This is a genomic window from Pseudomonas sp. PONIH3 (assembly GCF_002934345.1).
Taxonomy (GTDB): domain Bacteria; phylum Pseudomonadota; class Gammaproteobacteria; order Pseudomonadales; family Pseudomonadaceae; genus Aquipseudomonas; species Aquipseudomonas soli.
Map to the genome: position 1 here is coordinate 4,386,071 of NZ_CP026386.1, position 12,053 is coordinate 4,398,123.

Consider the following 12,053-nt stretch of genomic DNA (forward strand, 5'->3'; position numbering starts at 1 on the left):
GAAGTGGCCATCGCCCAGGCTGCCTCGGGCGCCGGGCGCTATGGATTCCCACCAAGGCCGCTGTCGCGGGCTGCCGTTTCTCGAGCCGGGCTAGCATGAACCTTTCACCCTAACACCTGCCTGCAGCTGTCGAGACTAGTAAAAGTACCAGTTTCAGAGTGCTCCACGACTATCAATACTTGTTTGAGATTCCTTTTGGCAGGTGTGCGATGAAGTATTTTTTCTATATGGAAGGTAGGCCTGTTGTCGTCGGGGAAGTGGGGGCGGGCAGGCGTATCGTGCGTGGAGCGGGAGGCGCCTTGGCGCAGGCCGGGCAGGGTGACGGGCTGCTTACCGGCACACGCAGCGATGGTTCGATCACCTTCAGCGCCTGGGGCTCCGGGGAGTTTGGCCATGTCTATGGTCCCTACGGCTTTGAGCCTCCTGGGGATCACGCTGCACTACTAGGATATGCCGGTTATCTACGGGACTTGGAACCTGGCTGCTATCTGTTGGGAAATGGGCATCGACTTTACGATACGAGATTGATGAGGTTCGCGAGCCCGGATGCGCTCAGTCCATTCGGTGTCGGGGGGAGGAATGCCTACGCTTATTGTGAAGGTGATCCCATCAATCATGTGGATCCTGTTGGGAGGGGGAGAAACAGGTATGCTCCGATCGTTACTGGGCCCGATGGGCTTACCAGGAACAATTGGGCGAAAAGAGGGAAGAGCGGTGGCGTGATGTACCAAGGAGTTAAGAACCTGGTTGATGCCAGGAAATTACATTCAGCCTTGGGTACGAAGTTTGATATTTCCAATTATCAAGCGGGACAGAAACGGCTCGGAGAAATTATCCCGGACTTTAAGCCTATGGAGTTTGATGCGTTTGCGGCAGAGAATCTGGGGCCTTGGCGCGTAGCCGCAGACATGATGTCGGCCCATGCGGCGCGAAATACCATGCAAGCATGGATGACGGGCGAGTACACAGTTGATACCAGCGAGCTAACGCTGATCGGGCCAAAGGGCAACGATCGCCTTTACAACGGTATGTACACGCAGGATGCGCATGCAATTTTTTATGCAATTAAAAGCTATGAAAACGGCCTATCTCGATGGGCAAAACTTCCAGGGCGGGGTTGGCATGGAAAGTTTGCAAAGACGCCGGAGTTCAGATTGCTTGATCAAATGTTTGCACTGCGCGAGCAAGGCTTGAAGCCCTCTTCTCAATGACACGGCAGAATGCACCGCGGGGCAAGCCCGATCCCACAAAGTCCAAAACACGACCTTGTAGGAACGGGCTTGCCCCGCGATGGTGTCAGCCGTCTTAACCGATGGTCATCAGGCTGGCGTTACCCCCGGCAGCGGCAGTGTTCACGCTCACCGCCCGCTCGATCACCAGGCGCTCCAGGGCGATCTGGTGATCGCCGCTCGACAGCCCATGCACACCGACGATTGCCCCGGCACGCTTGGCCACCTGCTCACAGACGCCGCGCAACTGGTCGGAGTGACCGTGGTGGATGACCGCGTCGAAGGCGACCTCATCCTTGCTCCAGTCCGCCACCAGCTTGATCTTCGCTTGCAGCTCCTTCGGCAGTCGGGCGCGCACGGTCTTGCCCGGCTCGCCGTCCTGGAACACCGCCGAGCTACCCACGGCCAGTACCGCCGCCAGCTGGGCCAGCAGGTCGGCCTCGTTGTCGGCCAGGCACAGCACGTGTTCGCGTGGCAGCACGCTGTAGGTGTTGCGCTCGCCGGTCGGGCCTGGCAGCACGCGGGTGATGCCGCTCTGCGACTGCTCGGCAAACTGCTCGCACAGCGCGACCAGGTCGTTCATCTGGCTGCTGGCCGCCCAGGTCTTGAGGGTGGTCAACGTCTTGAGCTGCTGGTCGCGCAGGGTGGTGTCGGCCTTGCTGCGCGCGTCGTCGGCCTGGAAGTGGCGGGCGATGGCGTCGGCCGGGCGGGTCGACAGCAGGCGGTACAGGTACAGCGGGCCGCCGGCTTTCGGGCCGGTGCCCGACAGGCCTTCACCGCCGAACGGCTGCACCCCGACCACGGCGCCGACGATGTTGCGGTTGACGTACATGTTGCCGGCATTGACGTTGTCCACCACCTTGGCGATGGTCTCGTCGATGCGGGTGTGCACGCCCAGGGTCAGGCCATAGCCGGAAGCGTTGATCTGCTCGATCAGCTGGTCCAGGTCCTTGCGGTTGTAGCGCACCACGTGCAGCACCGGGCCGAAGATTTCGCGCTTGAGCTCGTCGAAGCTTTCCAGTTCGATCAGGGTCGGCATCACGAAGGTGCCGCGCTTGATTTCTTCACCCTCGGCAATGGCCACCTGGTAAACGCTGCGGCCTTTGTCGCGCATGCCCTGGATGTGCTTCTCGATGCCGGCCTTGGCTTCGGCGTCGATCACCGGGCCGATGTCCACCGACAGGCGCTCCGGGTTGCCCAGGCGGCTTTCGGCCATGGCGCCCTTGAGCATCTCGATCACGCGGTCGGCGGAGTCCTCCTGCAGGCACAGCACACGCAGGGCCGAGCAACGCTGGCCGGCGCTGTCGAAGGCCGAGGACACCACATCGATCACCACCTGCTCGGTCAGCGCCGAGGAGTCGACGATCATCGCGTTCTGGCCGCCGGTTTCGGCGATCAGCGGGATCGGACGGCCCTGATTGTCCAGGCGCCCGGCAATGTTGCGCTGCAGCAGGCGGGCGACTTCGGTGGAACCGGTGAACATCACGCCTTTGACGCGCTCGTCACCGACCAGGCCGGCACCGACGGTTTCGCCCTGGCCAGGCAGCAGTTGCAGCACGCCTTCGGGGATGCCGGCTTCCAGCATCAGGCGCACGGCCTGGGCGGCGACCAGCGGAGTCTGTTCGGCCGGCTTGGCCAGTACCGGGTTGCCGGCGGCCAGGGCCGCGGCCACCTGGCCGGAGAAGATCGCCAGCGGGAAGTTCCACGGGCTGATGCACACCACCGGACCCAAAGGGCGGCAGTTGTCGTTGCGCAGGTCGTTGCGTGCCTGCACCGCGTAGTAGCGCAGGAAATCCACCGCCTCGCGCACTTCGGCGATGGCGTTGGCGAAGGTCTTGCCGGCTTCGCGTACCAGCAGGCCCATCAGCGGCTGGATATCGGCTTCCATCAGGTCGGCGGCACGTTCGAGGATGGCAGCGCGCTCGGCCGGCGGGGTGGCCTGCCAGATCGGCGCGGCGTTGAGCGCGCACTGGATGGCGTTGTCGACGTCGGTGACGGTGGCTTCCTGCACATGGCCGACCACATCGCGATGATCGGACGGGTTGAGCACCGGTGCGGCCGGCTGTTCGCTGGCGGCGCAAGCCAGCAGCGGCGTGGCTTTCCAGTCGTTGTGTGCGGTGGCCAGCAGGGCGCAGGACAGCGACGCCAGGCGGTGTTCGTTGGCCATGTCGATGCCGGCCGAGTTGGCCCGCTCGCTGCCATAAAGCGCGCGCGGCATCGGGATGCGCGGGTGCGGCAGGCCGATGCTGCCTTCCTGGGTGCCCATGCGCTCGATGCTGGCGACCGGGTCGGCTACCAGTTCCTGGATCGAGATCGAGTGATCGGCGATGCGGTTGACGAACGAAGTGTTGGCACCATTCTCCAGCAGGCGGCGGACCAGATATGCCAGCAGAGTTTCGTGGGTGCCGACCGGGGCGTATACGCGGCACGGACGGTTTAGCTTACCTTCGGAGACTTTGCCTACCACTTGCTCGTACAGCGGCTCGCCCATCCCGTGCAGGCATTGGAACTCGTACTGGCCTGGGTAGTAGTTCTGCCCGGCAATGGTGTAAATGGCCGACAGGGTGTGGGCGTTGTGGGTGGCGAACTGCGGATAGATGGCTTCTGGCACGGCCAGCAGCTTGCGGGCGCAGGCGACGTAGGACACGTCGGTATACACCTTGCGGGTGTAGACCGGATAGCCTTCCAGCCCCTCGACCTGGGCGCGCTTGATCTCACTGTCCCAGTAAGCGCCCTTCACCAGGCGGATCATCAGGCGGTGACGGCTGCGCTTGGCCAGGTCGATGACGTAGTCGATCACGTACGGGCAGCGCTTCTGGTATGCCTGGATGACGAAGCCGATGCCGTTCCAGCCGGCCAGCGACGGCTCGAAGCACAGACGCTCGAGCAGGTCCAGCGACAGCTCCAGGCGGTCGGCTTCCTCAGCGTCGATGTTCAGGCCGATGTCGTATTGCTTGGCCAGCAGTGTCAGCGACAGCAGGCGCGGGTACAGCTCGCTCATCACGCGCTCGTACTGGGCGCGGCTGTAGCGCGGGTGCAGGGCCGAGAGCTTGATCGAGATGCCCGGGCCTTCATAGATGCCGCGGCCGTGCGAGGCCTTGCCGATCGAGTGGATCGCCTGCTCGTAGGAGGCCAGGTATTTCTGCGCGTCGTGCTCGGTCAGCGCGGCTTCGCCGAGCATGTCGTAGCTGTAGCGGAAGCCCTTGGATTCGAACTTGCTGGCGTTGGCCAGGGCCTCGGCGATGGTCTCGCCGGTGACGAACTGTTCGCCCATCAGGCGCATGGCCATGTCGACGCCCTTGCGGATCATCGGCTCGCCGCTCTTGCCGATGATGCGGGTGAGCGAGGAGGTCAGGCCGGATTCGTTGTGGGTGCTGACCAGCTTGCCGGTCAGCAGCAGGCCCCAGGTGGCGGCGTTGACGAACAACGATGGGCTGTTGCCCAGGTGTGGCTGCCAGTTGCCGGTGCTGATCTTGTCGCGGATCAGTGCGTCCCGGGTGCCTTTGTCGGGGATGCGCAGCAGGGCTTCGGCCAGGCACATCAGCGCCACGCCTTCTTGCGAGGACAGCGAGAACTCCTGCAGCAGGCCCTGGACGATACCGGCGCGGCCACCGGCGCTCTTCTGGTTGCGCAGCTTGTCGGCCAGGCTGGCGGCCAGCTTGTTGGTGGCTTCGGCCTGGGCCGCGGGCAGGCGAGCCTGCTCCAGCAACATCGGCACTACTTCCTGCTCGGGGCGGCGGTAGGCGGCGGTGATCGCCGAGCGCAGGACCGACTGCGGCAGGATGCTTTCGGCGAATTCCAGGAAGCACTGGTGGGCGTGGTCGGCGGCGACTTCGCCGGCGTCGTCGCCAGCGGCGGCATGGCCGTTGAGGTCGTTCAGGGTGGCGCCACCCTCGAGCTTCTCGAGATAGTTGAAGATCGCTTGCTTGATCAACCAGTGCGGCGTGCGGTCGATGGACTGCGCAGCTGCTTTGAGTCGCTCACGGGTCGGGTCGTCGAGTTTGACCCCAAGGGTGGTCGTCGCCATTTCTTATCCTCGTTATTGCCACGGATGTGGCCTAAGCTGACGGCAAGATTAGCCTGTAGGACAATTCGGGTGCAACCGGGTGCAACCCGATTTTTTCAAGGTAAAGGTGCTACTCGTCTGAAGGATGTTTCCATACAACCGAAACGGTCTTTATTGGTTCAATTTGTTATGGAAAACGCTGTGTTTGCTCCGAATTGGAGCAAGAATGCGGTTTTATCTGAAAATGCATGGCTGGGTGCAACTGGCAAATGAAAAATGGTTGCACCTCGTTCACGTTGTTGCATAGGATTCGCCGCCTGGGTGCAACCGTCGTCGTGCACGGCGGGTCGCAAGAGATAAAAACAACGCCAGGGCACAACTCATGGGCAATCCACTAACGATCACTTTCGTGGTCTACATTGCGGTAATGGTGCTGATCGGCTTTGCCGCCTATCGCTCCACCAAGAACCTTTCCGACTATATTCTCGGCGGCCGTAGTCTCGGCAGCGTGGTCACCGCGCTTTCCGCCGGCGCATCGGACATGAGCGGCTGGCTGCTGATGGGCCTGCCGGGCGCCATCTACTTCGCGGGCCTTTCCGAGGCCTGGATCGCCATCGGCCTGAACGTTGGCGCCTACCTGAACTGGTTGTTCGTCGCTGGCCGGCTGCGTGTGCAGACCGAACACAACGGCGATGCCCTGACACTGCCGGACTACTTCGCCAGCCGTTTCGAAGATCAGACCGGCCTGCTGCGGATTATCTCGGCGATCGTCATCCTGGTTTTCTTCACCATCTACTGCGCCTCCGGCATTGTCGCCGGCGCCCGTCTGTTCGAAAGCACCTTCGGCATGTCCTATGAGACCGCCCTGTGGGCCGGTGCCGCAGCCACCATCGCCTACACCTTCGTCGGTGGCTTCCTGGCGGTGAGCTGGACCGACACCGTGCAGGCCTCGCTGATGATCTTCGCGCTGATTCTGACTCCGGTGATCGTGTTGATCTCCACCGGCGGCTTCGACCAGACCTTCGCTGCCATCGACGCGGTGAACCCGGCGCACTTCGACATGTTCAAGGGCGCCACCTTCATCGGCATCATCTCGCTGATGGGCTGGGGCCTGGGCTACTTCGGCCAGCCGCACATCCTGGCGCGGTTCATGGCTGCCGACTCGGTGAAGTCGATTGCCAACGCCCGTCGCATCTCCATGACCTGGATGATCCTCTGCCTGGCCGGTACCTGCGCCGTGGGCTTCTTCGGTATCGCCTACTTCTCGGTGCACCCTGACCTGGCCGGTCCGGTCACCGAAAACCACGAGCGCGTCTTCATCGAGCTGGCCAAGATCCTGTTCAACCCATGGGTCGCCGGTGTGCTGCTTTCGGCCATCCTGGCGGCGGTGATGAGCACCCTGAGCTGCCAACTGCTGGTGTGCTCCAGCGCCCTGACCGAAGACTTCTACAAGGCCTTCCTGCGCAAGAACGCTTCGCAGAAGGAGCTGGTATGGGTCGGTCGCATGATGGTGCTGGCCGTCGCGTTGATCGCCATCGCCATGGCCGCGAACCCCGAAAACCGCGTGCTGGGTCTGGTGGCCTACGCCTGGGCCGGCTTCGGTGCCGCCTTCGGCCCTGTCGTGTTGCTTTCGGTGCTGTGGAAAGGCATGACCCGCAATGGCGCGTTGGCGGGCATCGTGGTCGGTGCGCTGACCGTGATCGTCTGGAAACAGCTGGATACCGGCCTGTATGAGATCATCCCGGGCTTCCTGTTCGCCAGCATCGCCATCTTCCTGGTGAGCAAGCTTGGCAGCCCGACGAACAGCATGGTTTCGCGTTTTGAAACCGCTGATGCGCAGTATCACGCCGACAAGTAATACCTGCTGATTCGGCGTTGTCCCTGTCGCGGGACAAGCCCGCTCCTACGCAGCCTCTTCAAGTGGCGTGGGAGAGGGCTTGTCCCGCGATGCTTTTTGCGGCGGTCAAGGCAAGGTAAACTTGTCGCCTTCGCAGGAGCTGCCATGAACTATCGCCACGCCTTCCACGCCGGCAACCACGCCGACGTCCTCAAGCACATCGTGCTCACTCGCCTCATCGCCCTGATGTCGCGCAAGGAGCAGCCGTTCGCCTATATCGATACCCACGCAGGGCTTGGCCTGTACGACCTGCAGGGCGACCAGGCAAGCCGTACCGGTGAGTACCTCGAGGGCGTCGCCCGCCTGTGGAATCGCGATGACCTGCCCGCCGTTACCGCTGACTATCTGGGCGTTATCAAGCGCCTGAACAAGAACGGCGAGCTGCGCTACTACCCGGGCTCCCCCGAACTGGCCCGGCGTTTGATGCGTGAACAGGACCGTGCGCAGCTCAACGAAAAGCATCCTGAAGACGGCGTGCTGCTCAAAGAGAACATGAAAAAGGACCCGCGAGTCACCGTGCACCTGGGCGAGGGCTGGCACATCCCGCGGGCTCTGCTGCCGGTGCAGGAAAAACGCGCGATCATGTTGATCGACCCGCCGTTCGAGCAGGCCGACGAGCTCAAGCGCTGCACCGTGGCGATGAAGGAGGCGATCGGCCGCATGCGCCAGACCGTCGCGGCCATCTGGTACCCGATCAAGGACCAGCGCTCGCTGACCCGCTTCTACCAGGACCTCACCAGCACCGGTGCGCCCAAGCTGCTGCGCGTGGAACTGTATGTGCATCACCAGGACAGCCCGCAGGGCCTGAACGGCTCGGGCCTGGCCATCGCCAACCCACCGTGGGGCCTGGAAGATGAGCTCAAGGAGCTGCTGCCGTGGTTGGCCAAGGAACTGGCGCAGACCGCCGGCAGCTTCCGCATGGACTGGCTGATCGCCGAATAAACAGGCGTCGCAAGCACCGTGGGAGCGGCGATGCGGCGGCCTGACTTGCCCGGCGATGGCGTCAGCAAATCCAGCGCCATCGCGGGGCAAGCGCGCTGCCACGTCCATGCATCGCGTCAGGCGATCTTTGCGTTATAATCCCGCCCTTTAGCCGCCATCCGCCTGAATGGCCGGTGGCGCACTTCATACCGATTTGAGAGGCTAACCCCTTGGCACTGACGATTCTTGGCCTGTCCGGCGCCCTTAGCCATGACCCTTCCGCGGCCCTGTACATCGACGGCAAGCTGATTGCCGCCGCCGAAGAAGAGCGCTTCGTGCGTGACAAGCATGCGAAGAACCGCATGCCCTACGAGTCGGCGAAGTTCTGCCTGGAGCAGGCCGGCATCAAGCCGTCGGACGTCGACGTGGTGGCCATTCCTTTCGCCCCGATCAGCCTGTTCGGCAAGGCTCGCTGGCACTACGCCAAGCGCTACTGGTACGCCCCGGACCGCGCCCTCGACGCGCTGCTGATGGGCAACCGCCGTTACAAGCGCTACCGCAAGAAGATCGTCTGGTGCCTGGAGCAGTTGGGCTTCGATCCGAAGAAGATCAAGATCGAACCGGTCGAGCACCACCTGGCCCACGCCTCCAGCGCCTACCACTGCTCGGGCTTCAAAGAGAAGACCGCGATCCTCGGCATCGACGGCAAGGGCGAGTACGCCACTACCTTCTTCGGCTATGGCGAAAACGGCAAGATCCACAAGATCAAGGAATTCTTCGACCCGGATTCCCTGGGTGGCCTGTATGGCGCGATCACCGAGTTCCTCGGCTTCGAGATGCTCGATGGCGAGTTCAAGGTCATGGGCATGGCGCCGTATGGCGATGCCAGCAAATATGACTTCTCGCGCCTGGCCAGCTTCGAAAACGGCGAGCTGGTGATCAACACCGAGTACGCCAACGTCATTGGCCTGCGCCGCTATAAAGAGAAGGGCAAGGGCTTCTACTTCTCGCCCAAGCTGATCGAGTGGTTGGGTCCGAAACGCGAAGGCGATATCGCCGACGAGCCGTATATCCACTACGCGGCGAGCATGCAGGCATTGTTCGAGAAACTCGCCCTGCAGATGATCGACCACTACCTGGGCGATGCCCTGAAAGAGACCGGCAAGCTGGCCTTCGCCGGCGGCTGTGCGCTGAACGTCAAACTGAACCAGAAGATCATCGCCCGCGATGACGTGAAAGAGTTGTTCGTCCAGCCAGCGTCCGGCGACGCCGGTACTGCGGTAGGTGCAGCTGCCTATGTGTCCCACGCCCGTGGCGTGCCGGTCGAGAAGATGGAGCACGTCTATCTCGGCCCTGCGTACTCCAACGAAGACGTGATCGCCGCCTGCGCCCGTCACCCGAGCAAACCGGTATGGCGCAAGCTCGAGAACATGCCCGAGCAGATTGCCAAGATCATGGTCGACGGCAACCCGGTTGCCTGGTTCCAGGGTCGCATGGAGTTTGGCCCGCGCGCACTGGGTGGTCGCTCGATCATCGGTTGCCCGAGCGTGCCGGGCGTGGCCGACCGCATCAACCACCAGATCAAGTTCCGCGAGCGCTGGAGGCCTTTCTGCCCATCGATGCTCGACACCGTCGCGCCGCAGATGATCAAGATCGACCATCCGGCCCCGTTCATGACCTTCACCTTCGAAGTGGCTGAAGAGTGGAAGACCCGCGTGCCGGAAGTGGTCCACGAGGACGGTACCTCGCGTGCCCAGGTGCTCAAGCGCGAGTACAATCCGCGCTACTACGACATGATGAAGGCGCTGGAAGACCTGACCGGCAACGGCGTGTCGCTGAACACCTCGCTCAACCGCCGTGGCGAACCGATGATCTGCTCGCCGACCGACGCCCTGAACATGTTCTTCGGCTCGGACCTGCAGTACCTGATCATGGAAGACATCCTGGTGGTCAAGGAAGGCGCCGCGCCGTATGACCAGCCGCTCTGAACCGCGGATCCTGCAGTTCTGCCATGGCTATGACGGGCCGTTCCTCGACTGCGCCCGTCAATACGCCAGCCTGTTCCAGGGCAGCGGCTACAAGGTCACCACCGTGTTCCTCACCGGGGCAGCTGACGCGCAGGTCGCGGCTGGCTGCGCCTCGGACGAGGTATTGTTCCTGGAATTCAGTTCAAAGGCCGTGCGTGGCCTGAAACTGGGTGCCATCGCCGCGCTGCGCAAGATCGCCGCGCAGCGCAATTTCGCGTTCTGCATCGCCCACCGCTTCAAGCCGATCTATGTCGCGCTGCTGGGCACCGGCCTGCCGGTGATCGGCGTGCACCACGCGTTTGGCGACTACCAGCGCAAGGGGCGTCGCCTGTTCGCCAACCTGTTCCGTAAACGCCTGAGCCTGCTCGGTGTCTCGGATGCGGTGCGCGACGACATGCGACGCTGCTTGGGGCGTTGGCCGGCCGAGCGTATCCAGACCCTGTACAACCGCATCGATGTCGAGACATTGCAGGCCAGCTTGGTGCCGCGTGACGAGGCGCGTCGTGCCTTGGGCCTGGATGAGCATGCCTGGGTGGTGGGCAATGTCGGTCGCCTGCACCCGGACAAGGACCAGGCCACGCTGTTGCGCGGCTTCGCTGAAGCCTTGCCTTGCCTGCCGGCTGGCGCGCGGCTGGCAATCCTGGGCAAGGGCCGCCTCGAGGCGCAGCTCAGGGCATTGGCCGCTGAGCTGGGCATTGCCGGGCAGGTGGACTTTCTCGGCCAGGTGCCGGACGCCCGCCGTTACTTCCGCGCCTTCGATGTATTTGCACTGAGCTCCGACCATGAGCCGTTCGGCATGGTCCTGCTGGAGGCCATGGTGGCAGGCGTGCCGCTGCTGGCCACTGCCTGTGGCGGCGCCCGGGAAGTGGTTGAGGGTGTGGGCGTGCTGTTCCCGCTGGGCGATGCCGCGCAGCTGGCCCAGGGCCTGAAACACATGGCCGGGTTGGACGCCGGGCAGCGCGAGGCCTGTGCTTTGCACATGCTGCAGCGCCTGCAGCAGCGTTTCAGCGACCAGGCAGTGCGCGGTGCCTTCTGGCAGTTGCCGCAGGTGCGTGCGCTGGTCGCGGAGGCCTGATGCTCAACTTTATCCAAGGCTGGCGCGAACGCGGTTGGCAAGTCATCGACGCGGCCGCCTACGGCGATACCTGGCAGCGGTTTGGCGGCAGTGTGGCGACCCATCCTCTGGTGATCGAGCAACTGGCCGACCTGGCCCAGATCCCGGTGCGTTATCTGGGTTTTCCACAGGATGGTGAGCTCAAGGCCGCGTTGCCGGTATGGGGGCGCCACTTGGCGCTGTCCAAGGACGTGCTCAAGCGACATGGCAAAAAAGGCCTGTTCGACCTGGGCAACGCCGAGATCATCCTGCCGGCCGCCGATGACTGCGCCGCGCCGCTGCGCCATGCCGGGCGTTACCTGTCCGAACTGAACCAGGGCCGTTTCAGCGGTCTCAAGGCGCAGCCAGAGCAGCTGGCCATGTCTCGTCCGCACGAGGACCTGTCGAAGAAGTTTCGCTATAACCAGCGCCGCGAGCTGCGCCTGCTGGAAGAGGCCGGCGGCCAGGTGCGACCGATTGGCGATTTCACTGCAGCCGAGATCGCGGCGATGTACTGTGACTTGTTTCAGCGTCGCTGGGGGTTCCCGGCTACCGGCGCGGCCCGCATGGCCGAAGTGGTCGAGCGCCTGCGCGAACTGTTGATTGGCTCCGTGCTGTTCCTGGAGGGCGCGCCGATCGCGATCCAGCTGGTGTATCGCGTCGAGGCGCCACAATGGATCAGCGTTGAATATGTAAACGGCGGTGTCGATCCAGAGACCAAGGCCTTCAGCCCTGGTAGCGTACTGAGCTTCCTCAATACCCAGGCTGCCTGGGAGGATGCCAATGCCCGCGGCAAGGCGCTGCGGTTCTCCTTCGGCCGAGCCGATCGAGAGTACAAGGATCGTTGGTGCAACCCCGTCAACGTCTTCCAGGTCTGAAC

Annotated in this window: 7 protein-coding genes; 6 read left to right on the plus strand and 1 reads right to left on the minus strand. The window is 63.2% G+C overall.

Translation table 11 applies throughout. From position 1 onward, the window contains the following. Positions 1 to 209: 209 nt before the first annotated feature. Positions 210 to 1,211, plus strand: a complete 1,002-nt coding sequence (locus C3F42_RS20350) for an RHS repeat-associated core domain-containing protein (RefSeq protein ID WP_104444812.1) — start codon at positions 210 to 212, stop codon at positions 1,209 to 1,211. A 94-nt stretch (positions 1,212 to 1,305) separates the two neighbouring features. Here C3F42_RS20350 and putA read toward each other — a convergent pair whose 3' ends face one another. Continuing rightward, positions 1,306 to 5,256, minus strand: a complete 3,951-nt coding sequence (gene putA / locus C3F42_RS20355; RefSeq protein ID WP_104444813.1) for a trifunctional transcriptional regulator/proline dehydrogenase/L-glutamate gamma-semialdehyde dehydrogenase — start codon at positions 5,254 to 5,256, stop codon at positions 1,306 to 1,308. Between the two features lie 361 nt (positions 5,257 to 5,617). On the opposite strand from putA, the gene putP reads away from it, so the two are divergent. The 5 genes from putP to C3F42_RS20380 all read left to right on the plus strand — a co-directional run bounded on the left by putP (position 5,618) and on the right by C3F42_RS20380 (position 12,051). Continuing rightward, entirely contained in the window at positions 5,618 to 7,093 is a 1,476-nt protein-coding gene (gene putP, locus C3F42_RS20360; protein WP_104444814.1) for a sodium/proline symporter PutP, read from the plus strand. A gap of 144 nt (positions 7,094 to 7,237) precedes the next feature. After that, on the plus strand, positions 7,238 to 8,074 hold the full coding sequence (locus C3F42_RS20365; protein WP_094012361.1) for a 23S rRNA (adenine(2030)-N(6))-methyltransferase RlmJ: 837 nt from the start codon (positions 7,238 to 7,240) through the stop codon (positions 8,072 to 8,074). A 209-nt stretch (positions 8,075 to 8,283) separates the two neighbouring features. Beyond that, a complete protein-coding gene (locus C3F42_RS20370; RefSeq protein WP_104444815.1) occupies positions 8,284 to 10,041 on the plus strand; it encodes a carbamoyltransferase in 1,758 nt (585 codons plus the stop codon). After that, entirely contained in the window at positions 10,025 to 11,155 is a 1,131-nt protein-coding gene (locus tag C3F42_RS20375) for a glycosyltransferase (RefSeq protein WP_104444816.1), read from the plus strand. Before C3F42_RS20370 ends, C3F42_RS20375 begins: the two co-directional genes overlap by 17 nt. Further along, positions 11,155 to 12,051: an antimicrobial resistance protein Mig-14 gene (locus C3F42_RS20380; RefSeq protein ID WP_104444817.1), complete on the plus strand. Its 897-nt coding sequence runs from the start codon at positions 11,155 to 11,157 to the stop codon at positions 12,049 to 12,051. Before C3F42_RS20375 ends, C3F42_RS20380 begins: the two co-directional genes overlap by 1 nt. The last annotated feature ends 2 nt before the right edge of the window (positions 12,052 to 12,053 follow it).

Bases quoted from the DNA above. Each gene is read 5' to 3' on its own strand.
- C3F42_RS20350 (WP_104444812.1), top strand. From the start codon at position 210: ATGAAGTATTTTTTCTATATGGAAGGTAGGCCTGTTGTCGTCGGGGAA.
- putA (WP_104444813.1), bottom strand. From the start codon at position 5,256: ATGGCGACGACCACCCTTGGGGTCAAACTCGACGACCCGACCCGTGAG.
- putP (WP_104444814.1), top strand. From the start codon at position 5,618: ATGGGCAATCCACTAACGATCACTTTCGTGGTCTACATTGCGGTAATG.
- C3F42_RS20365 (WP_094012361.1), top strand. From the start codon at position 7,238: ATGAACTATCGCCACGCCTTCCACGCCGGCAACCACGCCGACGTCCTC.
- C3F42_RS20375 (WP_104444816.1), top strand. From the start codon at position 10,025: ATGACCAGCCGCTCTGAACCGCGGATCCTGCAGTTCTGCCATGGCTAT.
- C3F42_RS20380 (WP_104444817.1), top strand. From the start codon at position 11,155: ATGCTCAACTTTATCCAAGGCTGGCGCGAACGCGGTTGGCAAGTCATC.